The following is a 26798-nucleotide window of genomic DNA, read 5'->3' as shown; positions in this document are numbered from 1 at the left end:
GGGACTACTCACCATGACGCTGCGAGTCGCTGTGATCGGCGCCCGGGGCCGGATCGGCTCGGAGGCCGTCAAGGCCGTCGAGGCCGCCCCGGACCTCGAACTGGTCGCCACCCTCGGCCGGGGTTCGGAGCTCTCCGAGCTGACCGGCGCCGGGGCGCAGGTGGTGGTCGAACTGACCCATCCCGACTCGGTGATGGGCAACCTCGACCACTGCCTGTCGCACGGCATCCACGTGGTCACCGGCACCACCGGCTGGACCGAGGAGCGCCTGGCCACCGTCCGGGGGCAGCTCGCCGCCGCGCCGGAGCTGGGCCTGCTGATCGCGCCGAACTTCTCCATCGGCGCCGTGCTCGGCATGAAGTTCGCGCAGGCCGCGGCCAGGTACTTCGAGTCGGTCGAGGTCGTCGAGCTGCACCACGACCACAAGGCGGACGCCCCCAGCGGCACCGCCACCCGCACCGCCCAGCTGATCGCCGCCGCCCGGGCCGAGGCCGGCCGGGCGCCGCAGCAGGACCCGACCACGCACGGTCTGCCCGGCGCCCGGGGCGCCGACGTCGACGGGGTGCCGGTGCACTCGGTGCGGCTGCGCGGTCTGCTCGCCCACCAGCAGGTGATGTTCGGCGACGACGGCGAGACCCTCACCATCCGGCACGACTCGCTGCACCACAGCAGCTTCATGCCGGGCATCCTGCTCGGTGTGCGCAAGGTCGTGGAGACGCCCGGGCTCACCCTGGGCCTCGAGCACTTCCTGGACCTGTGAGCCCGGAATGACCTCCCGTACCGGCTTCTTCGTCCTCTCCGGAGTCCTGGCCCTGGTCGCGCTGATCTGCGTCGGCGAGGGTGTGCAACTGATCGCCACCGGCAAGCCGCTGGGCATCGGGCTGGGCCTGTGCGCCTTCGTCATCCCGGTCGTCGGCCTCTGGTTCCTGCGCCAGACGGTCCGCTTCGGACGGGACAGCGAGCGGCTCGCCCGCGAGCTGGAGGCCGAGGGCGGTCTGCCGGTCGACGAGCTGGAGCGCACCGACGGCGGGCGGATCGACCGCGGCTCGGCCGACGCGGTGTTCGCCCGCCGCAAGGCCGAGGCCGAGGCCGCCCCGGGCGACTGGCGGGTCTTCTTCCGACTCGCGGTGGCCTACGCCGACGCCGGCGACGTGCCGCGCGCCCGCAGGACCATGCAGCACGCGATCCGGCTGCACCGCGGTACCGGTGCCGCCGCCGACGAGCCCGCGAGCAGCAACGCTTGAGCGCCGCCGCGGCGGCCCCCGGGCGGTGGGCGGAGCTCGTGCCGCTCACCCGTGCGGCCTTCGGGAAGCACCGCCGTGTCGCACCCTGACCTGCGACGACGAGCATCCGGGGGGAGTGCCGGGCATGTCTGGATTGCGGCATTTCTGACCTCTCCCTAGGCTCGTGAACACGGATTCCGGTGCTGCTTGAACCCCCGAGCACGCAGCACCGGAATCCCATGTTTCCGCTGCTGGAACCGGTTCCGCGGGGGCCGTACCGGGACGATCCCGGACCGTTCCGCAGGCACGGCCGTCCGAACCGTGGACCGGCCTGGGTGTCGCCCCACCGCCTACGAGTAGTTTTGGACACATGGCTCCGACCTCCACCCCCCAGACGCCCTTCGGCCGGGTCCTGACCGCGATGGTGACACCGTTCACCGCCGACGGCGGCCTCGACCTCGACGGCGCCCAGCGCCTCGCCGCGCACCTCGTCGACTCCGGCAACGACGGCCTCGTCGTCAACGGCACCACCGGCGAGTCCCCGACCACCACTGACGCCGAGAAGGCCCAGCTCGTCCGCGCCGTGGTGGAGGCGGTCGGCGACCGGGCCCACGTGGTGGCCGGCGTCGGCACCAACGACACGCACCACAGCGTCGAGCTGGCCCGGCAGGCCGCAGCCGCCGGCGCGCACGGCCTGCTGTCGGTGACGCCGTACTACAGCAAGCCCCCGCAGGAGGGTCTGTACCGGCACACGGTGCGGATCGCCGACGCCACCGAACTCCCTGTCATGCTGTACGACATCCCGGGCCGCAGCGGCGTCGCGCTGAGCCACGAGACGCTGGTCCGGCTGGGCGAGCACCCGCGGATCGTGGCCAACAAGGACGCCAAGGGCGACCTGGGTGCCGCGTCCTGGGCGATCGCCCGCTCCGGCCTCGCCTGGTACTCCGGCGACGACATCCTCAACCTGCCGCTGCTGTCGGTCGGGGCGGTGGGTGTGGTGAGCGTGGTCGGGCACGTGGTCGCCGGAGAGCTGCGGACCATGGTCGAGGCCCACCTGGCCGGCGATGTGGCCAAGGCCACGGCGGTCCACCAGCGCCTGCTGCCGGTGTTCACCGGTATCTTCCGCACCCAGGGTGTCATTCTCACCAAGGCCGCGCTGGACCTCCGGGGTCTGCCGGCCGGGCCGCTGCGGCTGCCCCTGATCGGCGCGACTCCGGAGGAGATCGCGCAACTGAAGAAGGATCTCGCCGACGGCGGGGTAGACCTGTAACAGACGAAGACGTGCGCGCCCCGGCTCGCCGGACCCTCACGGGCCCGCCGCTGGACCGGACCGAAGGCGCGAGAGCACAGACCTGGTAGGAAAAACCGACACGGAGAACGCACGCCATATGTCTCACGGGGGAGGACCCCGGACATATGGCGTGCGTCGTGAGGAGAGTCTTTTGAGCCACCCGCATCCCGAACTCGGCACGCCGCCGGCCCTCAAGGCGGGCGCCCTGCGCATCACCCCGCTCGGCGGTCTCGGTGAGATCGGCCGCAACATGACGGTCTTCGAATACGGGGACCGCATTCTCATCGTCGACTGCGGTGTCCTCTTCCCCGAGGACGAGCAGCCCGGCGTCGACCTGATCCTCCCGGACTTCACCTACATCCGGGACCGCCTGGACAAGATCGACGGCATCGTCCTCACGCACGGCCACGAGGACCACATTGGCGCCGTCCCGTTCCTGCTCCGGGAGAACCCGGACATCCCGCTGATCGGGTCGAAGCTCACCCTGGCGCTCATCGAGGCCAAGCTCGCCGAGCACCGCATCCGTCCGTACGTGCTGGAGGTCGCCGAGGGCGACCGCGAGCGGATCGGCCCCTTCGACTGCCAGTTCATCGCGGTCAACCACTCCATCCCGGACGCGCTGGCCGTCGCCGTGCGCACGCCCGCCGGCATGGTCGTCGCCACCGGTGACTTCAAGATGGACCAGCTGCCGCTCGACGGCCGGCTGACCGACCTGCCGGCCTTCGCCAAGCTGGCGGAGGAGGGCATGGACCTGCTGCTGGTGGACTCCACCAACGCCGAGGTCCCCGGCTTCATCCCGTCCGAGCGGGACATCTCGGCCGCGCTGCGCAATGTCTTCGCGAGCGCCGAGAAGCGCATCATCGTGGCCTCCTTCGCGAGCCACGTGCACCGCATCCAGCAGGTGCTGGACGCCGCTCACGAGTACAAGCGCAAGGTCGCCTTCGTCGGCCGCTCGATGGTCCGCAACATGGGCATCGCGCGCGACCTCGGGTACCTGAAGGTCCCCGGCAACATGATCGTCGACGTCAAGCAGCTGGACGACCTGCCGGACAAGGACGTCGTGCTGATCTGTACCGGTTCGCAGGGCGAGCCGATGGCCGCGCTGTCCCGGATGGCCAACCGTGACCACCAGATCCGCATCGTCGAGGGCGACACCGTCGTCCTCGCCTCCTCGCTGATCCCCGGCAACGAGACCGCCATCTACCGGGTGATCAACGGCCTGACCCGCTGGGGCGCCAAGGTCGTCCACAAGGGCAACGCCAAGGTGCACGTCTCGGGCCACGCCTCGGCCGGCGAGCTGCTGTACTTCTTCAACATCTGCAGGCCGCGCAACCTCATGCCCGTGCACGGCGAGTGGCGCCACCTGCGGGCGGCGGCCGATCTCGGCATCGCCACCGGCGTTCCGCGCAACCGCGTGGTCATCGCCGAGGACGGCGTCTGCGTCGACCTGGAGAAGGGTGTCGCCCGCATCGTCGGCAAGGTGCAGGCCGGCTACGTCTACGTGGACGGCTCCTCGGTCGGCGACATCACCGAGGCCTCGCTCAAGGACCGCCGGATCCTCGGCGAGGAGGGCTTCATCTCCTGCTTCGTCGTGGTGGACTCCACCAACGGCAAGATCGTCGGCGGCCCGAGCATCCAGGCGCGGGGTTCCGGCATCGACGACGCCGCATTCGTGCCGGTGGCGGCCAAGCTCCAGGAGGCGCTCGACCGCTCGGCGGGCGACGGCGTGCTGGAGATCCGTCAGGTCCAGCAGCTGGTGCGCCGGACCCTCGGCAAGTGGGTCGCGGACAACTACCGCCGCCGGCCGATGATCCTGCCGGTCGTCGTCGAGGTGTGAGTCCGGGCGTGATTTGACGTGGGGCAACCCGGTGCGTAATGTTCTCCGGGTTGCCCCACGGGACGGCCCCCAGTCGAAGTCCTCGAAATGAAATTCGAGAACGGAGCGGGAAAACGGCCCGAGAAACTCTGATAGAGTTCGGGAGTGCCGAAAGGCCAGAGCAGATTCGATGAATGAAACTCCGGAAAACGGAGCGGAAAACATCTGATAAGCTTGAAACACGAAAGAACGAAGCGCCCGGAGGGCCGGTGTGAAAGCCGCCTGAAGGAAGTGTCCGTTCCTTGAGAACTCAACAGCGTGCCAAAAGTCAACGCCAGATATGTTGACATCCCCGGCCTCAGGGTTTCCTGGGGTTGGAGATTCCTTTTGAAGTAAACACTAGCGAGGACGCAGTGCGCGGGGCCGCCCTATTCCGGTGGTTGCCGTGCCGCTCGACGCGAGTGCCGCTCGATTACGAGCAGACATTCACGGAGAGTTTGATCCTGGCTCAGGACGAACGCTGGCGGCGTGCTTAACACATGCAAGTCGAACGGTGAAGCCCTTCGGGGTGGATCAGTGGCGAACGGGTGAGTAACACGTGGGCAATCTGCCCTGCACTCTGGGACAAGCCCTGGAAACGGGGTCTAATACCGGATATGACCCGGGACCGCATGGTCCTGGGTGTAAAGCTCCGGCGGTGCAGGATGAGCCCGCGGCCTATCAGCTTGTTGGTGGGGTAATGGCCTACCAAGGCGACGACGGGTAGCCGGCCTGAGAGGGCGACCGGCCACACTGGGACTGAGACACGGCCCAGACTCCTACGGGAGGCAGCAGTGGGGAATATTGCACAATGGGCGAAAGCCTGATGCAGCGACGCCGCGTGAGGGACGACGGCCTTCGGGTTGTAAACCTCTTTCAGCAGGGAAGAAGCGCAAGTGACGGTACCTGCAGAAGAAGCACCGGCTAACTACGTGCCAGCAGCCGCGGTAATACGTAGGGTGCGAGCGTTGTCCGGAATTATTGGGCGTAAAGAGCTCGTAGGCGGCCTGTCGCGTCGGATGTGAAAGCCCGGGGCTCAACCCCGGGTCTGCATTCGATACGGGCAGGCTGGAGTGTGGTAGGGGAGATCGGAATTCCTGGTGTAGCGGTGAAATGCGCAGATATCAGGAGGAACACCGGTGGCGAAGGCGGATCTCTGGGCCATTACTGACGCTGAGGAGCGAAAGCGTGGGGAGCGAACAGGATTAGATACCCTGGTAGTCCACGCCGTAAACGTTGGGAACTAGGTGTTGGCGACATTCCACGTCGTCGGTGCCGCAGCTAACGCATTAAGTTCCCCGCCTGGGGAGTACGGCCGCAAGGCTAAAACTCAAAGGAATTGACGGGGGCCCGCACAAGCAGCGGAGCATGTGGCTTAATTCGACGCAACGCGAAGAACCTTACCAAGGCTTGACATATGCCGGAAACGTCCAGAGATGGGCGCCCCCTTGTGGTCGGTATACAGGTGGTGCATGGTTGTCGTCAGCTCGTGTCGTGAGATGTTGGGTTAAGTCCCGCAACGAGCGCAACCCTTGTTCTGTGTTGCCAGCATGCCTTTCGGGGTGATGGGGACTCACAGGAGACTGCCGGGGTCAACTCGGAGGAAGGTGGGGACGACGTCAAATCATCATGCCCCTTATGTCTTGGGCTGCACACGTGCTACAATGGTCGGTACAAAGGGCTGCGATGCCGCGAGGCGGAGCGAATCCCAAAAAGCCGGCCTCAGTTCGGATTGGGGTCTGCAACTCGACCCCATGAAGTTGGAGTTGCTAGTAATCGCAGATCAGCATGCTGCGGTGAATACGTTCCCGGGCCTTGTACACACCGCCCGTCACGTCACGAAAGTCGGTAACACCCGAAGCCGGTGGCCTAACCCGTAAGGGGAGGAGCCGTCGAAGGTGGGACCAGCGATTGGGACGAAGTCGTAACAAGGTAGCCGTACCGGAAGGTGCGGCTGGATCACCTCCTTTCTAAGGAGCAATGTGCCGCTTGCAGGCGAATGTTCTGCACGGTCGCTCATGGGTGGAACGTTGACTATTCGGCACACTGGGCAAGGGCCCTGTTAGTACTGCTTCGGCGTGGAAAACAGAGTTCTGGCTGGTGTGTCGGGCACGTTGTTGGGTCCTGAGGGAACGGCCGTCATGGTCGTTGCTTCAGTGATGCCGGTCTCATGTGCGGCAGCCTGCTTGCGGGTTGTCGGGTATGAGGGACTGGTCGTTGTTTGAGAACTGCACAGTGGACGCGAGCATCTGTGGCCAAGTTTTTAAGGGCGCACGGTGGATGCCTTGGCACCAGGAACCGATGAAGGACGTGGGAGGCCACGATAGTCCCCGGGGAGCCGTCAACCAGGCTTTGATCCGGGGGTTTCCGAATGGGGAAACCCGGCAGTCGTCATGGGCTGTCACCCATACCTGAACACATAGGGTATGTGGAGGGAACGCGGGGAAGTGAAACATCTCAGTACCCGCAGGAAGAGAAAACAACCGTGATTCCGGGAGTAGTGGCGAGCGAAACCGGATGAGGCTAAACCGTGATGGTGTGAGACCCGGCAGGGGTTGCCGTCACGGGGTCGTGGGATTTTTCTTGACCGGTCTGCCGGCCGGTCGGCGAGTCAGAAACCGTATGGATAGCCGAAGGACATGCGAAAGGTCCGGCGTAGAGGGTAAGACCCCCGTAGGCGAAATCTGTACGGCTCGTTTGAGAAACTCCCAAGTAGCACGGGGCCCGAGAAATCCCGTGTGAATCTGGCGGGACCACCCGCTAAGCCTAAATATTCCCTGGTGACCGATAGCGGATAGTACCGTGAGGGAATGGTGAAAAGTACCGCGGGAGCGGAGTGAAATAGTACCTGAAACCGTGTGCCTACAAGCCGTGGGAGCGTCGGACATGCAGCTTGCTGTGTGTCTCGTGACTGCGTGCCTTTTGAAGAATGAGCCTGCGAGTTTGCGGTGTGTAGCGAGGTTAACCCGTGTGGGGTAGCCGTAGCGAAAGCGAGTCCGAACAGGGCGATAGAGTTGCATGCCCAAGACCCGAAGCGGAGTGATCTAGCCATGGGCAGGTTGAAGCGGAGGTAAGACTTCGTGGAGGACCGAACCCACCAGGGTTGAAAACCTGGGGGATGACCTGTGGTTAGGGGTGAAAGGCCAATCAAACTCCGTGATAGCTGGTTCTCCCCGAAATGCATTTAGGTGCAGCGTCACGTGTTTCTTGCCGGAGGTAGAGCACTGGATAGGCGATGGGCCTCACCGGGTTACTGACCTTAGCCAAACTCCGAATGCCGGTAAGTGAGAGCGTGGCAGTGAGACTGTGGGGGATAAGCTCCATGGTCGAGAGGGAAACAGCCCAGAACACCGACTAAGGTCCCTAAGCGTGTGCTAAGTGGGAAAGGATGTGGAGTCGCAGAGACAACCAGGAGGTTGGCTTAGAAGCAGCCACCCTTGAAAGAGTGCGTAATAGCTCACTGGTCAAGTGATTCCGCGCCGACAATGTAGCGGGGCTCAAGCACATCACCGAAGTCGTGTCATTGCAGCATATAGGGCCAACGCCTGCTGTGATGGGTAGGGGAGCGTCGTGTGCCGGGTGAAGCGGCGGTGGAAACCAGTCGTGGACGGTATACGAGTGAGAATGCAGGCATGAGTAGCGATACAAGAGTGGGAAACTCTTGCGCCGATTGACCAAGGGTTCCTGGGTCAAGCTGATCTGCCCAGGGTAAGTCGGGACCTAAGGCGAGGCCGACAGGCGTAGTCGATGGACAACGGGTTGATATTCCCGTACCCGCTTTGAAGCGCCAACGCTGAACCAGGTGATGCTAAAGCCGTGAAGCCGGCCCGGAGTCTTCGGACAATGGGACGTGGTGGAGCCGCTGAACCAAGTCTGTACTAGGTGAGCGATGGGGTGACGCAGGAAGGTAGTCCAGCCCGGGCGGTGGTTGTCCCGGGGTAAGGGTGTAGGCCGAGTGATAGGCAAATCCGTCACTCATTGAGGCTGAGACCTGATGCCGAGCCGATTGTGGTGAAGTGGATGATCCTATGCTGTCGAGAAAAGCCTCTAGCGAGTTTCATGGCGGCCCGTACCCCAAACCGACTCAGGTGGTCAGGTAGAGAATACCGAGGCGTTCGGGTGAACTATGGTTAAGGAACTCGGCAAAATGCCCCCGTAACTTCGGGAGAAGGGGGGCCATTCCTGGTGACGGCACTTGCTGCCAGAGCTGGGGGTGGCCGCAGAGACCAGCGAGAAGCGACTGTTTACTAAAAACACAGGTCCGTGCGAAGCCGTAAGGCGATGTATACGGACTGACGCCTGCCCGGTGCTGGAACGTTAAGGGGACCGGTTAGCTCTGATTCGTCGGGGCGAAGCTGAGAACTTAAGCGCCAGTAAACGGCGGTGGTAACTATAACCATCCTAAGGTAGCGAAATTCCTTGTCGGGTAAGTTCCGACCTGCACGAATGGCGTAACGACTTCTCGACTGTCTCAACCATAGGCCCGGTGAAATTGCATTACGAGTAAAGATGCTCGTTTCGCGCAGCAGGACGGAAAGACCCCGGGACCTTTACTATAGCTTGATATTGGTGTTCGGTTCGGCTTGTGTAGGATAGGTGGGAGACTTTGAAGCCGTGACGCCAGTCATGGTGGAGTCGTCGTTGAAATACCACTCTGGTCGTGCTGGATGTCTAACCTGGGTCCGTGATCCGGATCAGGGACAGTGTCTGGTGGGTAGTTTAACTGGGGCGGTTGCCTCCTAAAGAGTAACGGAGGCGCCCAAAGGTTCCCTCAGCCTGGTTGGCAATCAGGTGTTGAGTGTAAGTGCACAAGGGAGCTTGACTGTGAGACTGACGGGTCGAGCAGGGACGAAAGTCGGGACTAGTGATCCGGCGGTGGCTTGTGGAAGCGCCGTCGCTCAACGGATAAAAGGTACCCCGGGGATAACAGGCTGATCTTCCCCAAGAGTCCATATCGACGGGATGGTTTGGCACCTCGATGTCGGCTCGTCGCATCCTGGGGCTGGAGTAGGTCCCAAGGGTTGGGCTGTTCGCCCATTAAAGCGGTACGCGAGCTGGGTTTAGAACGTCGTGAGACAGTTCGGTCCCTATCCGCTGTGCGCGTAGGAGTGTTGAGAAGGGCTGTCCCTAGTACGAGAGGACCGGGACGGACGAACCTCTGGTGTGCCAGTTGTCCTGCCAAGGGCATGGCTGGTTGGCTACGTTCGGGAGGGATAACCGCTGAAAGCATCTAAGCGGGAAGCCTGCTTCGAGATGAGCACTCCCACCTCCTTGAGAGGGTAAGGCTCCCAGTAGACGACTGGGTTGATAGGCCGGATATGGAAGCCCTGTGAGGGGTGGAGTTGACCGGTACTAATAGGCCGAGGGCTTGTCCTCAGTTGCTCGCGTCCACTGTGTTGTTCTGAAACAACGACCCCCGGTTCCTGGCCAGGAACCGGGTGCGGTTGACAGTTTCATAGTGTTTCGGTGGTCATAGCGTGAGGGAAACGCCCGGTTACATTCCGAACCCGGAAGCTAAGCCTCACAGCGCCGATGGTACTGCAGGGGGGACCCTGTGGGAGAGTAGGACGCCGCCGAACAATCATTCCAAAAAGACCCCCTCCGGTTCAGGAGGGGGTCTTTTTGCGTTAACGTCTCCCCACCACGTCCGAGCTCGGTGGAGAGGCACGAACCGTTGCAGAACCTGACGCTTACCTGGCAGTCCGCCGGGGGTACCGCGGCCGTGCTCTACGGGGGCTCGTACGTGGCGGCCCGGGTGCGGCGGCCCGGTGTCTCGACGGTCCTGCGGGAGGCCGGCACCCTGCTCGCGCTGTTCGCGCTCTGGCAGCTGGTCGGGCGCCTCTCGCTGATGAGCACCGAACACGCCCTGGACCGGGCCCGCTGGATCCACGGAACCGAGCTGGCGGTCGGACTGCCCGACGAGGCCTCCTGGCAGGCCGCGGTGACGCCGTACCCGGTGCTGGTGAAGCTGGCGAACTACTACTACGCGTCCATGCACTTCACCGTGATGATCGCGGTGCTGGTCTGGGTCTTCCTCAGACACCGGGAGCGGTACGCCTGGGTGCGGACCACGGTGGTGATCACGACGGCGGTCTGCCTGGCCGTCCAGTTCATTCCGGTGGCGCCGCCCCGGATGCTGCCGGAGAAGGGGTTCGTCGACGTCGCGGCGGAGTACGGGCAGTCCGTCTACGGCGGTGGGGTCGGCGGGCTGGTGCAGGCCGCGCAGCTGTCGGCGATGCCGTCCGTCCATGTGGCGTGGTGCGTGCTGGTGGCGGTCGCGGTGGTGCGGGTCTCGCGGAGCCCGCTGCGGTGGTTGATGGTGCTGCACCCGGTGCTGACCGTCGCGGTCGTGGTGGTGACGGCCAACCACTTCTGGGCGGACGGCCTGGTCGCGGTGGCGATCCTGCTGCTGGCGTACGCGGCACAGAGCGGCTACGCGCGGTGGCGGGCGCGGGCCGCGGCGGACGTCCGGTCGGAAGCAGGACGGGACAGGGTTGGCGCCCGCGGCTGAGCGGACGCGCGGCATGCCGGTGGGCCGGGCCCCGTGGGGGGAGGGTCCGGCCCACCGGTGCACCCGCCGTTACTTGACCGGCAGGGCGTCACGGCCCCACGCGCTGTTGGTCAGCGACGCGGTGGCCCAGTACCAGGCCGCCAGCCCGGAGGCCGCGGCGATCCAGCCGGCCGCCTTGGCGAGGCCGCCGGAGGTGTTGAAGGTGGCGATCGCGGAGAGGAACAGCGAGACCGTCAGCAGGCCGTAGATCGCGCGGCTGAACAGTCCTGCGTTCCAACTGGCCGCGGTCAGGGTGAGTGCGAGCAGGGCCCACAGCAGCAGGAACAGGCCGGCCGCGTTCTTGCCGGCACCGGAGGCGGTGGACCAGGTGGCCCAGAAGGCACCGAGGCTGGTGAAAGCCGTCCCGGTGAAGCCTTCGCCGCCGCGGAGCTGCCAGAGTCCGGCGACGAACAGGGTGATGCCGCCGAGGATGTGGGCGAGATGGGCCGAGTTCGCCGCGGCTGTGCCGCTGAACAGGCCGGTCGAGAGAACGCCGTAGGCGAGGAGGGTCAGGCCGAGCGCGAGGTAACCGAGGTTACCCGCGTCGGCGCCGGTGGAGCGGGCGTTCAGTGCCCCGGTAGCTTCATTGCTCACCGGAGGCTCCTTTCACTCATGGGCGCGCGCGAGGGCGCAGTGAACGCGGGTGAGTTTCGATGAGGTGAAGGCGCGCGACCGCGCCGGGCGCGCACGGCTGGAGCGTGCGACGGCTGCGGTCAGAAAGCTGGGCCAGCGAGAGAGCCGCTGGTCACGTCCCCTCCGGGGGATTCCCCGGTGAGATCGGTGTACCCACGGTGAGCGGGCTTGTACCCTTGTGAATCGCACATTTTGTGTCGCCGGCCCGTCGCGGATCGTTCAGGCTGCGACAGCCGGGCGGACAGGGCCGGTCCGACGGTCCCGGTGCGACGGCCCCGGTGCGGGGTCGGGCTCAGCCGGTCCGCTGGGTGGGCACCCGCAGGGTGAGGATGGCCATGTCGTCGGACGGCGGCTCGGGGGCGAAGCGTTCGACCGCCCGCTGCACGCGCAGCGCGACCGCCCCGGCGGTGAGGCCGGTACAGCCGGTGAGCACCTCGGCGAGACCGTCGTCGCCCAGCATCCGCCGGCCCTCGCGGCGTTCGGTGACGCCGTCGGTGACGCAGAGCAGGACCTCGCCGGGGTGGAGCACCAGGTGCTCCGCGGTGAGGTCGAGCTCGTCCATGACGCCGAGCAGCGGCTGCGGGGTGGCGGCGCGGTCGACCCGGCCGTCGGTGCGCAGCCGCAGGGGCAGCGGATGGCCGGCGCAGACCATGGAGAGCTCGGTGCTGCCGTCGGGGCGGGGGGTCAGTTCGCCGTAGAGCAGGGTGAGGAAGCGGCTGCGCGAACCCTCGTCCAGGATGGCGGTGTTGAGCCTGCTGAGGACCTGTGGCGCGTCCAGGCCCTCGCGGGCGAGCAGCCGCAGCGAGTGCCGGGCGAGGCCGGTCACCGAGGCGGCCTCGGGACCGGTGCCGCAGACGTCGCCGATGGCGAAGCCGTAGGTGCCCTCGCGGATCGGGAAGAGGTCGTAGAAGTCGCCGCCGACCTCGTTGCCCTCGCCCGCGGCCTGGTAGTAGACGTCCACCTCGACGCCCGGGATGTCGGGCAGGTCCGGCGGCAGCAGGCTGCGCTGCAGGGCCTGGCTGGTGGCGGTGCGCTCGGAGTAGAGCCGGGAGTTGTCCAGGGCGAGGGCGGCCCGGCGGGAGAGGTCCTCGGCGAGTTCCAGGACCTCCTGACGGAACCGGACGCCGGCGGGGGTGCCGAGGGCGAGCAGGCCGATCACCCGGTTGCGGGCGGTCAGCGGCAGGACGACGGTCTCGCCGAGGAGGCCGCCGAGGCCGGGCTCGTCGGCGAAGCCGCTGCCGTCGGCGGTCTCGGTGGGGCCGGCCCAGAAGCGGGCGCCGTGGGTGGGGCCGGTGTCCGGGACGGTGGTCTTGTCGAGCAGGGCGCGCAGCGGGTCGATCCGGTCCTCGTCCTCGTGCAGGACGAAGGCCAGCGAGGCGGGGGCGCCGTGGTCGCCGTTGGTGTAGACGGCGCACCAGGAGGCGAGGGTGGGGACGGCCATCTGCGCCATCAGGGCCAGCGTCTGCTCGTGTTCGAGGGTGCCGGCCAGCAGGTCGGAGGCCTCGACCAGGAAGGACAGCGAGCCGCGGCGCAGCCGTTCGAGCTCGGTGAGGCGGGTGGACTCGACGGCGAGCGCGAGCCGGTCGGCGGCGGACTGCAGCCGCAGCGCGTCCTCGTTGTCGTAGCGGCCGGGGGCGGCGGTGGCGATGCCGAGCGAGCCGATCAGGCGGCCCTCGACCTTGAGCGGGACGGTGAGCAGGGAGCGCAGCGCGCTGTCGTCCAGGACGCTCGGGCCGGTGGGCCGGGTGGTGAGGTCCTCGTGGACGGAGGGCAGGCGGGGCGAGTCGTAGCGGTTGCCGGTGTCGACCGGGAAGCGGGTGTGCGGTCGGACCGCGGAGGGCAGGCCGGTGGTGGCGCGGAGCTCGAACTCGGTCTCGTCCTCGGTGGTGAGCAGCAGGTAGGCGGCGTCGGCGTCGAGCAGGTCGCGGGCGCGTTCGACGGTGTGCTGCAGCAGGGTGTCGAGGTCCTCGCCGCTGCCGAGTCCGGCCAGCAGGTCGAGCCGGGGCGCCGCTTCGGCGCGGTCGCCGGGCAGGGCCCGGGCGGGGGAGCGCAGGACGGCGCGCTCGTCGTCGAGGACCAGCAGGCAGAGCGTGGACGGGGTGCCGTCGGTGTCGCGCAGGCGGACCTGGACGCCGTAGACGTCGGTGGTGGTGCCGTCGGCGCGGCGCAGCGCGTAGCCGCCCTCCCAGCGGGCGAGCCGCAGGGTGGCGGCGAGGCCGAGACCGGCCTCGGCGGGCTGCGGCCAGACGGCGAGGTCGGCCCAGGGGCGGCCGAGCACGGTGTCGGCGGGGTGCTGGAAGAGCGCCTCGGCGTCGGGGTTCCAGGCGAGCACCCGGCCGTCGTCGTCGAGCTGGACGACGGCGACGTGCACCGGGCCGCTGCTGCGGGGCAGTTCGCCGCCGGGGGTGGCGGGCAGCGCGTAGCGGGTGCCGGCGGTGTGCGCGGGCAGCGCGAGCCGGAACCAGACGGTCTTGCGGCCGGAGCCGTACTCGACGCCCCAGCGTTCGGCGAGGGCGGCGCACATCAGCAGTCCGCGGCCGCCCTCGCCGTCGGCGTCGGCGTAGTGGTCGGAGGCGGTGGTCGGTACGTCGGCGAAGGTGGGCAGGCCGCGTTCGGGGTGGTGGTCGGTGACCTCGATCCGGACCGTGCCGTCCTCGCGCAGGCAGCAGACCTCGGCGGCGGTGCCGGCGTGCACGACGGCGTTGGTGACGAGTTCGCTGACCAGGACCACGGCGTCGTCGACGACCTCGGGCAGGCCCCAGCCCAGCAGCGCGTCCCGCACGAAGGCGCGGGCGGCGGAGGCCGACCGGCCCACGGGTTCGAAGGTGGCGGCTGCGCGCGCGGTGACCACGTTGCCACGTCTCCTCTGCTCTGGCCCTGACTGCCCGGGGGTGCGGCCTCGACTCCCGGTGCGTGCCGGCGGGTGGCGGCGACGCTGGGGCGGGTCGGTGGCCCGGTGCAGCGCTCCACCCTACTTTCCGCTTGGTTCCCCGTGGGGGCGGGGCGCCGAAACAGGCACCGGAGGGTGATTCTGCCCACCTGTTTGGGACCGGGCCGGTACCAACCGAGCGCAACCGGTCTTGTACCGGGCGCGAGTGCTGCCAGACTGGGGGGTCCGCGATGTCCGTTCGGAGCAGTACGGTCGTCGCGGGTTCCGGTGGACCCGAGGGGCCCGCCGGGACGTACACCGGGACGGTTCCCGGCGGCGGGCCCCGGCGGGGCGCGGCCGCGGGGGCCCGGACAGTTCACGATCTGGGAGGGGCCCGTTGAGTTCGGCCACCAAGGACGCAACCGGTACGACGCCGCCCGCTCAGCGTGGCGGGCGGTCCGGGGCCGCGCCGCGGAGCGCGGCCGGCCGACGTGCCAACCACAACCGCGGCGCCGAGCCGGCCGAGCTGCGCAAGCTGCTGGCCGCGCTGACGGCGATGCGGGACGGAAACTTCCGGCGCCGGCTGACGGTGCCCGGGGACGGACCGCTGGCGGAGATCGCCGCGGTGTTCAACGAGGTGGCGGAGCGCAACCAGCACCTGACGGGCGAGCTGGCCCGGGTGCGCCGCGCGGTGGGCCGCGAGGGCCGGCTGAACGAGCGGCTGGAGACCGGGGCCGGCGAGGGCGCCTGGATGGCGGCGGTCGACAACTGCAACGCCCTGATCGACGACCTGGCGCGGCCGATGGCCGAGGTGGGCCGGGTGCTGAGCTCGATCGCCGAGGGCGACCTGGACCAGAAGATGGAGCTGCGCTCGCTGCACAGCAACGGGGTGAGCCACCCGCTGCGCGGCGAGTACCTGAAGATCGGCCGCACCGTCAACGGGCTGGTGGACCAGCTGTCGGAGTTCACCGACGAGGTGACCCGGGTGGCCCGCGAGGTGGGCACCGAGGGCAAGCTGGGCGGCCAGGCGAAGGTGCGCAGCGTCTCCGGCAGCTGGAAGGACCTCGCGGACTCGGTCAACACCATGGCCGGGCGGCTGACCGCGCAGGTGCGCAACATCGCGCAGGTGACCACCGCGGTGGCCAAGGGCGACCTCTCCCGCAAGGTGACGGTCGAGGTGGCCGGCGAGATGCTGGAGCTGAAGAACACCGTCAACACGATGGTGGACCAGCTGAACGGCTTCGCGGCCCAGGTGACCAGGGTGGCCCGGGACGTGGGTACCGAGGGCCGGCTGGGCGGCCAGGCGCAGGTGCCGGGTGTCGCCGGGGTCTGGCGGGACCTCACCGATTCGGTGAACTTCATGGCGGACAACCTGACGGGTCAGGTCCGCAGCATCGCCCAGGTGACCACGGCGGTGGCGCGCGGCGACCTGTCGCAGAAGATCGAGGTGGACGCCCGCGGGGAGATCCTGGAGCTGAAGAACACCATCAACACGATGGTGGACCAGCTGTCGGGCTTCGCCGAGCAGGTGACCCGGGTGGCCCGCCAGGTGGGTACCGAGGGGCGGCTCGGCGGTCAGGCGCAGGTGCCGTGGGCGGCCGGGGTCTGGCGGGACCTCACCGACAACGTCAACTTCATGGCGAACAACCTCACCGACCAGGTGCGGAACATCGCCCAGGTGACCACGGCCGTCGCCCGGGGCGACCTGTCGCAGAAGATCCAGGTGGACGCCCGCGGGGAGATCCTGGAGCTGAAGAACACCATCAACACGATGGTGGACCAGCTGTCCGCCTTCGCGGACGAGGTGACCAGGGTGGCCCGGGACGTCGGCACCGAGGGGATCCTCGGCGGTCAGGCGAGTGTGCCGGGGGTGTCCGGTACCTGGAAGGACCTCACCAACAGCGTCAACCTGATGGCCAACAACCTGACCAGCCAGGTCCGCAACATCGCCGAGGTGACCACCGCGGTGGCCCGCGGGGACGTCTCGAAGAAGATCACCGTCGACGCCCGGGGCGAGATCCTGGAGCTGGTCACCACCGTGAACACCATGGTGGACCAGTTGTCGGCGTTCGCCGACGAGGTGACCCGGGTGGCGCGCGAGGTGGGCACCGAGGGCAACCTCGGCGGTCAGGCCAGGGTGCGCGGGGTGTCGGGCATCTGGAAGGACCTGACCGACAACGTCAACTTCATGGCCTCGAACCTCACCAGCCAGGTGCGGAACATCGCCGAGGTGGCGACGGCGGTGGCCTCCGGGGACCTCTCCAAGAAGATCACCATCGAGGCGCAGGGCGAGGTCGCGGCGCTGGCCGGGACGCTCAACACGATGGTCGACCAGTTGTCCGCCTTCGCGGTGGAGGTCACCCGGGTGGCCCGTGAGGTGGGCACCGACGGCATCCTGGGCGGCCAGGCGGGGGTGCCGGGCGTGGCCGGCATCTGGAAGGACCTGACCGACAACGTCAACCTGATGGCGAACAACCTGACCGGTCAGGTGCGGAACATCGCGCTGGTGATCACGGCGGTGGCCAAGGGCGACCTGTCGCAGAAGATCGACGTCGACGCGCGCGGCGAGATCCTGGAGCTCAAGACCAGCATCAACACCATGGTGGACCAGCTGTCGGCGTTCGCCGACGAGGTCACCCGGGTGGCCCGCGAGGTGGGTACCGACGGGCGGCTCGGTGGCCAGGCCAGGGTGCCCGGGGTGGACGGCACCTGGCAGGACCTCACCGAGTCCGTCAACGAGCTGGCGAACAACCTCACCCGGCAGGTGCGCGCGATCGCGCAGGTCGCCACCGCGGTGACCCGGGGCGACCTGTCGCTGCGGATCGACGTGGACGCCGCCGGCGAGCTCGACGAGCTCAAGGACAACATCAACCAGATGATCGCCAACCTGCGCGAGACCACTCGCACCAACCAGGAGCAGGACTGGCTGAAGACCAATCTGGCCCGGATCTCCGGTCTGCTCCAGGGCCGGCGCGATCTGGAGGCGGTGGCCTCGCTGATCATGACCGAGCTCACCCCGGTGGTCTCGGCCCAGCACGGCGCCTTCTTCCTCGCCCAGCCGGCCGGCCGCACCGCCGAGCTGATCACCGAGGACGACGACGAGAACGACACCGTGCTGCGGCTGATCGGCAGCTACGGCTACCAGCGCCGGGCGATGCCGACCACCTTCCACCCCGGTGAGTCGCTGATCGGCCAGGCCGCGGTGGAGAAGCGGGCGATCATCCTCAAGGAGGCGCCGCCCGGGTACCTGAAGATCGCCTCCGGTCTGGGCGAGGCCTCGCCGGCCCACATCGTGGTGCTGCCGGTGCTGTTCGAGGGCCGGCTGCTGGGGGTGATCGAGCTGGCCACCTTCAGCTCCTTCACCACCGTCGCGCTGGACTTCCTGAACCAGATCGCCGACCTCATCGGCGTCACCGTCAACACCATCAGCGTCAACACCAAGACCGAGGGCCTGCTGCTGGAGTCCCAGCGGCTGACCGCGGAACTCTCGATGCGGTCGGCGGAGTTGGAGGCGCGCCAGGAGGAACTGGAGCGCACCAACGAGGAGTTGCAGGAGAAGGCCGAGCAACTCGCGCAGCAGAACCGCGACATCGAGATCAAGAACAGCGAGATCGAGGAGGCGCGGCAGGTCCTGGAGGAGCGCGCCGAACAGCTCGCGCTGGCCTCCCGGTACAAGAGCGAGTTCCTCGCCAACATGTCGCACGAGCTGCGCACCCCGCTGAACTCGCTGCTGATCCTGGCCAAGCTGCTCTCCGACAACAACGAGGGCAACCTCTCGCCCAAGCAGGTCGAGTTCGCCGACACCATCCACGGCGCCGGGTCCGACCTGCTCCAGCTGATCAACGACATCCTCGACCTGTCCAAGGTGGAGGCGGGCAAGATGGACGTCCGGCCGGCCCGGATCGCCCTGGTCCAGCTGGTCGACTACGTCGAGGCGACCTTCCAGCCGGTCGCGCTGGACAAGAACCTGGAGTTCGAGGTGCGGGTCTCGCCGGCCCTGCCGGTCACCCTGCACACCGACGAGCAGCGGCTCCAGCAGGTGCTGCGCAACCTCATCTCCAACGCGGTGAAGTTCACCGACACCGGGGCCGTGGACTTCTCGATCAGCCCGGCGGGCGGGGGCGTGCCGCAGCACGTGCGCGAGCAGCTGCTCGAGGCGGGCGCGATCGAGGGCCCGGACGACCCGCTGATCGCCTTCACCGTGTCGGACACCGGGATCGGCATCCCGGGCGACAAGCTGCGGGAGATCTTCGAGCCGTTCCGGCAGGCCGACGGCACCACCAGCCGCAAGTACGGCGGCACCGGCCTCGGGCTGTCGATCAGCCGGGAGATCGCCCGGCTGCTCGGCGGCGAGATCCACGCCGAGAGCGAACTGGGCAAGGGCTCGACCTTCACCCTCTACCTGCCGCTGCGCACCGAGGCCCCGGGCGCCGGAGGCCAGGGGCCGGGCCTGCCCGCGCTGCGCGCCTCGGTCGGGGTGACCCCGGTCGGGACGCCGGTGCCGGTGGGGGAGAACCCGGCCGAGCACTGGGCCCAGGAGGTGCGCGAGCTGGTCGAGGTCCGCCGCCGGGGCGCGGTCGAGCGCCGCCGCGGCGCGACCCCGGAGGTGCCGTCCGCCGGGGGCCGGTCCGCCCCGGCCCGGCCCGGCGGCCTCCGGCCGGCCGAGGGGCGTCCGGCCGAGGGTCGCGCCGCGGAGACCTCCCCGGCGGTCCGGCCCGCCGGGCGCGGCGACATCCGGTTCGACGGCGAGCAGGTGCTGATCGTCGACGACGACGTGCGCAACGTCTTCGCCCTCACCAGCGTGCTGGAGCAGCACGGCCTGACCGTGCTGTACGCGGAGAACGGCCGTGAGGGCATCGAGATGCTGGAGCAGCACGAGAACGTGGCGCTGGTCCTGATGGACATCATGATGCCGGAGATGGACGGCTACGCGACCACCGAGGCGATCCGGCGGATGCCCCAGTTCGCCGGTCTGCCGATCATCGCGCTGACCGCCAAGGCGATGAAGGGCGACAAGGAGAAGTCCCTGGCGGCCGGCGCCACCGACCACATCACCAAGCCGGTGGAGACCGACCACCTGCTGTCGGTGATGCACGAGTGGCTCACCCTCCGGAAGTCCTGACCGCCGGGTGTCCGGGGCCCACCGCGCCCCGGCGGCGGCCGAGTTCGGCCCGTTCGAATGGCGGGGGCGTGAATCCCGGAGTACGCTCCGGGGTTCACGCCGGTGGGTGGGCGGTTTGCTGGCGGGGAGGGTCGGGAACCGGGTAGGGTCACCGATCGTTGCGAACAGTGACCGAGTGACGACTCGCTGGTGAGCGTACGCCGGTGCACTGGCTGCGCACCGCTCCGGATCCGGACGCGACGGAGCGATGTGCCGGGCGAGGGGGTGCGGCTAGCATGACCGGGGTAGTGGTGGGCAGTACGCGGGTGCCTTCCCCAGGTAGGCAGGCGACAGGAGGGCGCGTCGTAATGCAGAAGGCGAAGATCCTCCTGGTCGACGACCGGCCGGAGAACCTCCTGGCACTGGAGGCGATCCTCTCGGCGCTGGACCAGACGCTGGTACGGGCCGCCTCCGGCGAGGAGGCGCTCAAGGCGCTGCTCACCGACGATTTCGCGGTGATCCTGCTGGACGTCCAGATGCCGGGCATGGACGGTTTCGAGACCGCCGCCCACATCAAGCGCCGCGAGCGCACCCGGGACATCCCGATCATCTTCCTGACCGCGATCAACCACGGGCCGCACCACACCTTCCGCGGTTACGCGGCCGGCGCGGTCGACTACATCTCGAAGCCCTTCGACCCCTGGGTGCTGCGCGCCAAGGTCTCGGTCTTCGTCGATCTCTACATGAAGAACTGCCAGCTGAAGGAGCAGGCCGCGCTGCTGCGGCTGCAGCTGGAGGCGACCGGCGCCGAGCCCGCCATCGGCGGAGCGCTGCTCGGCGAGCTGTCGGCCCGGCTGGCCGCCGTCGAGGAGCAGGCCGAGTCGCTGACCAAGCAGCTGGACGGCACCGAGGACGGCGGGGTGGCGGCCACCGCGGCGCACCTGGAGCGCAAGCTGACCGGGCTGCGGCGGGCGCTGGACGCGCTGCGCCCCGGTACCGACTGAGGCCCGCCGGGCCCAGGCCCGGAGGCGGCCGACCGGCCCGTCGGCGCTCGCCCGTCCGGGTGAACCCGACCGGCGTGACGGTGTGTCGGCGACACGTCCGGGCACCCCGGACGGACGACATGGGCACAGCTCGCCTGCCCCGGTAGGCTGCTGACCCATGGCCACACGCACGCCCGGAAGCGCGGCACGCAACCCGAGTCCGGGACCGTCCAAGAAGGCCGCGGCGAAGGCTCCGGCCAAGCCGCCCGCGAAGAAGGCGGCCGCCAAGAAGGCGGCCCCGGCGAAGAAGGCGGCGGCCAAGCAGGCCCCGCCGCCGCCCCCGCCCCGGCCGATACTCTTCCGGGCCGTGCGCGCCGTCTGGCTCGGCGCGGCGCACGGCGTCGGCGCGGTCTTCCGCGGCTTCGGCGACGGCGCGAAGAACCTCGACCCGGCGCACCGCAAGGACGGCATTGGCCTGCTGCTGTTCGCGCTGGCCCTGGTGACCGCCGCCGGTACCTGGTTCAGCCCGCAGGGCTGGCTGGGCGAGGCGGCCACCAACGTGGTCTCCGGCCTGTTCGGCCGGCTCGACGTGCTGGTTCCCTTCCTGCTGGCCGCGGTGGCGGTCCGGCTGCTGCGCCACCCCGAGCTGCCGGAGGCCAACGGGCGGATCATGATCGGCCTGAGCACCCTGCTGGTCGGGGTGCTCGGCCTGGTCCACATCGGCTGCGGCGCGCCCGTGATGGGCAGTGGCGCGACCCGGATAAGGACCGCCGGCGGGATCATCGGCTGGGCCGCGTCCACCCCGATGATGGCCGCCGCCGGGCCGGCCCTCGCGGTGCCCCTGCTCCTGCTGCTCGCCTTCTTCGGACTGCTGGTCACCACCGCCACCCCGGTGAACCGGATCCCGGAGCGGATCCGCGCGGCCGGCGTCCGGCTCGGCGTGGTCGAGGCCGCCGCGCAGGACACCGGGACGGAGGGGCGCACGCCGGAGCGCGAGCTCTCGCACGAGCCGCCGGAGGACGCCGACCCCTCGGCCCTGCCCTTCACCGTGGACACCGACGGTGACGATCCGACGGACGAGGTGGCCGCCCGCCGACGCCGCCGCAGGCGCAGGCCGGATCCGGCCGAGGCACCCGCCGACGAGCCGGACATGTTCTCCAAGGAGGCCCTGGACCCGTACGCCACCCGGGACATCGCCGCCGGCGCCGCCGCCGACCTGGACGGCGCACTGGTCTACGGGGTGCCCGCCTCCTCGGCGGTGGCGGACATGATGCACCAGGTGCAGGACCGCACCGCACCGCCGGAGGAGCCCGCCGTCCCGGCCGCCAGGACCGGCGGTGCCGGCCCCGGCGCCCCCGAGGAGCACGGCCCGGCACCCGTCCGGATGGAGCAGCTCAGGCTCGACGAGGGCGAGGGCCCCGGCTACGCGCTGCCCCCGCTCGACCTGCTGGAGCGCGGCGGTCCGGCCAAGGCCCGCAGCGCCCTCAACGACGAGGTGGTGGCCCAGCTCGCCGGGACCTTCGGCGAGTTCAAGGTGGACGCCAGGGTGACCGGCTTCACCCGCGGCCCGACGGTCACCCGCTACGAGGTCGAGCTCGGCCCGGCCGTCAAGGTCGAGCGGATCACCGCGCTGGCCAAGAACATCGCCTACGCGGTGGCCAGCCCGGACGTGCGGATCATCAGCCCGATCCCGGGCAAGTCCGCGGTCGGCATCGAGATCCCCAACCGGGACCGGGAGATGGTCAACCTCGGCGACCTGCTGCGCTCGCGCACCGCCGCCGAGGACACCCACCCGATGGTCGTCGGCATGGGCAAGGACGTCGAGGGCCACACCGTGATGGCCAACCTCGCCAAGATGCCGCACATCCTGGTGGCCGGTGCGACCGGCGCGGGCAAGTCGTCCTGCATCAACTGCCTGATCACCTCGATCCTCGCCCGGGCCACTCCGGACGAGGTGCGGATGGTGCTGGTCGACCCCAAGCGGGTCGAGCTGACCGCCTACGAGGGCATCCCGCACCTCGTCACGCCGATCATCACCAACCCGAAGAAGGCCGCCGAGGCCCTCCAGTGGGTGGTCCGCGAGATGGACCTGCGCTACGACGACCTCGCCGCGTTCGGTTTCCGCCACGTGGACGACTTCAACGCGGCGGTCCGGGCCGGCACCGTCACGCCGCCGCTCGGCAGCGAGCGCGAGCTGACCCCGTACCCGTACCTGCTGGTGATCGTCGACGAGCTGGCGGACCTGATGATGGTCGCGCCGCGCGACGTCGAGGACTCGGTGGTCCGGATCACCCAGCTCGCCCGCGCGGCCGGCATCCACCTGGTGCTGGCCACCCAGCGTCCCTCGGTGGACGTGGTCACCGGTCTGATCAAGGCCAATGTGCCGTCCCGGCTGGCCTTCGCCACCTCGGCGATGGCCGACTCCCGGGTCATCCTGGACCAGCCCGGCGCGGAGAAGCTGATCGGCAAGGGCGACGCGCTGTTCCTCCCGATGGGGGCGAGCAAGCCGATCCGGATGCAGGGCGCGTTCGTCACCGAGGCCGAGATCGCCGCGGTGGTGAAGCACTGCAAGGAGCAGTCCGCGGTCGCCTACCGCGCGGACGTGACGGTCGGCGGCGGCCCGAAGAAGGAGATCGACGAGGAGATCGGCGACGACCTGGAGCTGCTGATCCAGGCGGCCGAGCTGGTCGTCTCCACCCAGTTCGGCTCCACCTCGATGCTGCAGCGCAAGCTGCGGGTCGGCTTCGCGAAGGCGGGCCGGCTGATGGACCTGATGGAGTCGCGCGGCATCGTCGGGCCCAGCGAGGGCTCCAAGGCCCGCGACGTGCTGGTGCAGCCGGACGAGCTGGACGGGGTGATCGTCGCCATCCGCGGCTGAGGCGCCGCGGCGGCCGGAGGGCGTCGCGCCGGGGCCCGGAGGAGTGTTCACCCGTTCGGACCGGGGTAGGCGGCGGGTGCGGAACCGATCGGGTGCGGACGGCGTCCCACGGGCAACGGACGATGCGCCGCCCCGGTGCGCGGGCCCCGGGGACGGCGGCCCGCGCACCGACGGACAGTCAGTGCACGCCCGGCCCCCGGCCGGGGCGGGCGGACGCATTCGGGCCTGTTCCGCTTGAGAAACGATCCGCTCGCGCCCCTAGACTGTTCCCCAGCAGGTGGCCAACCGCTCGAAAGGCGTGCACCGTGACCATCGGCAAGTCCCCCGACCGCGAGAACGCCCCGTCGTCCGCGCTGCCCTCCGGCACCGCGGAACAGGCGGCCGATGCGCCGAGCATCGGCCGGGTGCTGTCCGCCGCCCGGATCGACGCCGGGCTCACGGTGGATCAGGTGAGCAGTGCCACCCGCGTGCGGGTGCCGATCGTGCACGCCATCGAGGAGGACGACTTCGGTCGCTGCGGTGGTGACTTCTACGCCCGCGGCCACATCCGCGCGATCGCCCAGCTGGTCCGCGTCGACGGCGAGGCCCTGGTGGCCCGCTACGACGCCGCGCACGGCGGCTCCCCGGCCTCCAAGCGGCCCACCGAGCTGATCGAGAGCGGTCCGATCAAGGTCCCCGGGCGCGGCCGCCCGAACTGGACGGCGGCCATGGTCGCCGCCATCGTCGCGGTCGTCGGGGTGATCGGCTTCAACCTGGTGAGCGGCAAGTCCGGCGTCGGCACCACCGGCTCCGCCAGCGCCCCGCTGCCCTCGGGCTCCGGCACCGGTTCGGTCGCCCCGGTGGCCCCGGCGCCCACCCCGACGGTCCAGCCGCCCGCGCCGGCGCCCAGCGCCGCCGCGATCGCCGCCGTCCCGGCCGACAAGGTCACCGTGAAGCTGGTCGCCGAGAAGGACACCAGCTGGGTCTCGGCGGTGGACGGCACCGGGAAGTCGCTGTTCCAGAACAACATCGCCGAAGGTCAGGACCAGACCTTCACCGACCCCAAGCAGATCAAGCTGGTGATCGGCAACGCCGGCGCCGTGCACGTGTACGTCAACGGCAAGGACCTCGGTCCGGCGGGCAAGAACGGCCAGGTGGTGCACGTCACGTACACCCCCGGCGACCCGCAGGCGGGCTGATGACGAGGGGCGTCCGACCGGTCGGGAACCCGGCCGGAGCCAACGCGTGGCCTCCGGGGCGAACGGCTTCGGCGGCCGCGCGTTAATCTTGGCCCTATGCCTGATCGCCGTACTGTCGCCCTTGTCACGCTCGGATGCGCCCGCAACGAGGTGGACTCCGAGGAACTCGCCGGGCGACTGGAGGCCGACGGCTGGTTGCTCGTGGACGACGCAGCCGAAGCCGACGTCGCCGTCGTCAACACCTGTGGCTTCGTCGAGGCCGCCAAGAAGGACTCCGTCGACGCCCTCCTGGAGGCCAACGACCTCAAGGGTCACGGCCGCACCCAGGCGGTCGTCGCGGTCGGCTGCATGGCCGAGCGCTACGGCAAGGAGCTGGCCGACGCGCTGCCCGAGGCCGACGGTGTGCTCGGCTTCGACGACTACTCGGACATCTCCGACCGTCTGCAGACCATCCTGTCCGGCGGCCACCACGCCCCGCACCTGCCGCGCGACCGCCGCAAGCTGCTCCCGCTGAGTCCCGTCGAGCGCCAGGCCGCCGCCACCGAGGTGGCCCTGCCCGGTCACGGTGCCCCCGAGGACCTGCCGGAGGGCCTCGCGCCCGCCTCCGGGCCGCGCACCCTGCGCAAGCGCCTGGACGACAACCCGGTCGCCTCCGTCAAGCTCGCCTCCGGCTGCGACCGGCGCTGCTCGTTCTGCGCCATCCCGGCCTTCCGGGGCTCGTTCATCTCCCGCCGCCCCTCGGACGTGCTGCACGAGGCCCAGTGGCTCGCCGGGGAGGGCGTCCGCGAGGTCGTCCTGGTCAGCGAGAACAACACCTCGTACGGCAAGGACCTCGGCGACATCCGACTGCTGGAGACGCTGCTCGGCGAGGTCGCCTCGGTCGAGGGGGTGGAGCGCGTCCGGGTGTCCTACCTCCAGCCGGCCGAGATGCGCCCCGGGCTGATCGACGCCATGACCGGCACCGCGGACGTGGTGCCCTACTTCGACCTGTCGTTCCAGCACTCCGCGCCGGCCGTGCTGCGGCGGATGCGGCGCTTCGGCTCCACCGACCAGTTCCTCGAGCTGCTCGGCTCCATCCGCGGCAAGGCCCCGCAGGCCGGTGCCCGCTCCAACTTCATCGTCGGCTTCCCCGGCGAGACCGAGGCGGACTTCGCCGAGCTGGAGCGCTTCGTGACCCACGCCGGGCTGGACGCGATCGGCGTCTTCGGCTACTCCGACGAGGAGGGCACCGAGGCGGCCGGCTACGACGGCAAGCTGCCGGAGGACGTGGTCGCCGACCGGCTCAACCGGCTCACCCGGCTCGCCGAGGAGATGACCGCCCAGCGCGCCGAGCAGCGGATCGGCACCGAGGTCGAGGTGCTGGTCGAGTCGGTCGACGGGGACGTGGTCGAGGGCCGTGCCGCCCACCAGGCCCCCGAGACGGACGGTCTCACCACTCTGCTCGGGGTCGAGGACGCCGAGGTCGGGCAGTTCTACCGGGCCCGGGTGGTCGCCAGCGAGGGCGTCGACCTGGTCGCCGAGGCGCTGGAGCAGGTGCGGGTCCGCCGGGCGCCCGGAGCCGGGGAATGACCCAGGGGCCAGGCGCCCCGGCCGCGGCCCACCCGGGCAGACCGGCGGCCGTGGCGCCGCCGGCGCCGGGGATCTGGAACATCGCGAACATGCTGACCATGGTCCGGCTGCTGCTGGTCCCGGTCTTCGTCGCCCTGCTGTTCGCCGACGGCGGGCACGACCCCAAGTGGCGCTCGGTGGCCTGGGCCTCCTTCGCGGTCGCGATGATCACCGATCTCTTCGACGGCGAGCTGGCCCGGCGCAAGGGCCTGGTCACCGACTTCGGCAAGATCGCCGATCCGATCGCGGACAAGACGATCATGGGCGCGGCGCTGATCGGGCTCTCGGTGCTGGGGGACCTTCCCTGGTGGATCACCGTGGTGATCCTGGCCCGCGAGCTCGGCATCACGCTGATGCGGTTCTGGGTGATCCGCTTCGGCGTGATCCCCGCCAGCCGGGGCGGCAAGATCAAGACGCTCACCCAGGGCATCGCGGTCGGCATGTACGTGCTGGAGCTGGACGGCTGGCTGGCCACCGCCAGGGCACTGCTGATGGGGGTCGCGGTCCTGCTGACCGTCGGCACCGCGCTGGACTACGTGGGGCAGGCACTGCGGCTCCGCCGGGAGGGTCTGGCCGCGCGGCGCACGACCGGGTGAAACCCGGGGCGAAGCGGCCCCCCGACGGCCCCC

The 26798-nt window shown here is 69.2% G+C and carries 13 protein-coding genes and 3 rRNA genes; 14 read left to right on the top strand and 2 right to left on the bottom strand.

Annotated elements, in window-relative coordinates:
* The first annotated feature begins 13 nt into the window (after positions 1 to 13).
* From dapB to BLU95_RS14035, 8 genes are all read left to right on the top strand, one after another.
* Positions 14 to 760, top strand: a complete 747-nt coding sequence (dapB, locus tag BLU95_RS14075) for a 4-hydroxy-tetrahydrodipicolinate reductase (RefSeq protein WP_093860315.1) — start codon at positions 14 to 16, stop codon at positions 758 to 760.
* 7 nt (positions 761 to 767) lie between these two features.
* Positions 768 to 1244, top strand: a complete 477-nt coding sequence (locus tag BLU95_RS14070) for a hypothetical protein (protein WP_093860314.1) — start codon at positions 768 to 770, stop codon at positions 1242 to 1244.
* Positions 1245 to 1593: 349 nt separating this feature from the next.
* Positions 1594 to 2493: a 4-hydroxy-tetrahydrodipicolinate synthase gene (gene dapA / locus BLU95_RS14065; protein ID WP_093860313.1), complete on the top strand. Its 900-nt coding sequence runs from the start codon at positions 1594 to 1596 to the stop codon at positions 2491 to 2493.
* Between the two features lie 172 nt (positions 2494 to 2665).
* A complete protein-coding gene (locus BLU95_RS14060; RefSeq protein ID WP_093860312.1) occupies positions 2666 to 4351 on the top strand; it encodes a ribonuclease J in 1686 nt (561 codons plus the stop codon).
* Positions 4352 to 4815: 464 nt separating this feature from the next.
* Positions 4816 to 6339: ribosomal RNA gene (locus BLU95_RS14050) — 16S ribosomal RNA — on the top strand.
* 283 nt (positions 6340 to 6622) lie between these two features.
* Positions 6623 to 9745: ribosomal RNA gene (locus tag BLU95_RS14045) — 23S ribosomal RNA — on the top strand.
* A gap of 86 nt (positions 9746 to 9831) precedes the next feature.
* Positions 9832 to 9948 (top strand): 5S ribosomal RNA (gene rrf, locus BLU95_RS14040).
* Together the 16S, 23S and 5S rRNA genes form the textbook arrangement of a ribosomal RNA operon.
* A gap of 95 nt (positions 9949 to 10043) precedes the next feature.
* Positions 10044 to 10880 (top strand): phosphatase PAP2 family protein, encoded by an 837-nt coding sequence (locus BLU95_RS14035; protein WP_093860310.1) that lies wholly within the window; start codon positions 10044 to 10046, stop codon positions 10878 to 10880.
* Positions 10881 to 10949: 69 nt separating this feature from the next.
* On the opposite strand, the gene BLU95_RS14030 is transcribed toward BLU95_RS14035, so the two are convergent.
* The gene (locus BLU95_RS14030; RefSeq protein WP_079008255.1) at positions 10950 to 11513 is read right to left on the bottom strand and encodes an acetate uptake transporter; all 564 of its coding nucleotides are present in this window, start codon (positions 11511 to 11513) and stop codon (positions 10950 to 10952) included.
* Positions 11514 to 11844: 331 nt separating this feature from the next.
* Positions 11845 to 14403 (bottom strand): SpoIIE family protein phosphatase, encoded by a 2559-nt coding sequence (locus BLU95_RS14025; protein WP_093860309.1) that lies wholly within the window; start codon positions 14401 to 14403, stop codon positions 11845 to 11847.
* A 415-nt stretch (positions 14404 to 14818) separates the two neighbouring features.
* Between BLU95_RS14025 and BLU95_RS14020 the strand changes: the two genes are divergently transcribed.
* The 6 genes from BLU95_RS14020 (at position 14819) to pgsA (ending at position 26765) form a co-directional block, all read left to right on the top strand.
* The gene (locus BLU95_RS14020) at positions 14819 to 19543 is read left to right on the top strand and encodes a hybrid sensor histidine kinase/response regulator (RefSeq protein WP_159424885.1); all 4725 of its coding nucleotides are present in this window, start codon (positions 14819 to 14821) and stop codon (positions 19541 to 19543) included.
* Between the two features lie 347 nt (positions 19544 to 19890).
* Positions 19891 to 20526 (top strand): response regulator, encoded by a 636-nt coding sequence (locus BLU95_RS14015; RefSeq protein ID WP_030396687.1) that lies wholly within the window; start codon positions 19891 to 19893, stop codon positions 20524 to 20526.
* 157 nt (positions 20527 to 20683) lie between these two features.
* Complete coding sequence (locus BLU95_RS14010; RefSeq protein WP_093860308.1) at positions 20684 to 23383, top strand: DNA translocase FtsK; 2700 nt, start codon at positions 20684 to 20686, stop codon at positions 23381 to 23383.
* 305 nt (positions 23384 to 23688) lie between these two features.
* Complete coding sequence (locus tag BLU95_RS14005; protein WP_093860307.1) at positions 23689 to 24561, top strand: helix-turn-helix domain-containing protein; 873 nt, start codon at positions 23689 to 23691, stop codon at positions 24559 to 24561.
* Between the two features lie 96 nt (positions 24562 to 24657).
* Complete coding sequence (rimO, locus tag BLU95_RS14000; protein ID WP_093860306.1) at positions 24658 to 26130, top strand: 30S ribosomal protein S12 methylthiotransferase RimO; 1473 nt, start codon at positions 24658 to 24660, stop codon at positions 26128 to 26130.
* A complete protein-coding gene (pgsA, locus tag BLU95_RS13995; RefSeq protein WP_093860305.1) occupies positions 26127 to 26765 on the top strand; it encodes a CDP-diacylglycerol--glycerol-3-phosphate 3-phosphatidyltransferase in 639 nt (212 codons plus the stop codon). The genes rimO and pgsA overlap by 4 nt, the downstream gene beginning before the upstream one ends.
* Positions 26766 to 26798: the final 33 nt, after the last annotated feature.

Source organism: Streptomyces sp. TLI_053 (assembly GCF_900105395.1).
Taxonomy (GTDB): domain Bacteria; phylum Actinomycetota; class Actinomycetes; order Streptomycetales; family Streptomycetaceae; genus Kitasatospora.
Note: the sequence above shows the minus strand (reverse complement) of the source record. Positions and strands in the feature narration are given on the sequence as shown.

Bases quoted from the DNA above. Each gene is read 5' to 3' on its own strand.
- dapA (WP_093860313.1), top strand. From the start codon at position 1,594: ATGGCTCCGACCTCCACCCCCCAGACGCCCTTCGGCCGGGTCCTGACC.
- pgsA (WP_093860305.1), top strand. From the start codon at position 26,127: ATGACCCAGGGGCCAGGCGCCCCGGCCGCGGCCCACCCGGGCAGACCG.
- BLU95_RS14010 (WP_093860308.1), top strand. From the start codon at position 20,684: ATGGCCACACGCACGCCCGGAAGCGCGGCACGCAACCCGAGTCCGGGA.
- dapB (WP_093860315.1), top strand. From the start codon at position 14: ATGACGCTGCGAGTCGCTGTGATCGGCGCCCGGGGCCGGATCGGCTCG.
- BLU95_RS14070 (WP_093860314.1), top strand. From the start codon at position 768: ATGACCTCCCGTACCGGCTTCTTCGTCCTCTCCGGAGTCCTGGCCCTG.
- rimO (WP_093860306.1), top strand. From the start codon at position 24,658: ATGCCTGATCGCCGTACTGTCGCCCTTGTCACGCTCGGATGCGCCCGC.
- BLU95_RS14015 (WP_030396687.1), top strand. From the start codon at position 19,891: ATGCAGAAGGCGAAGATCCTCCTGGTCGACGACCGGCCGGAGAACCTC.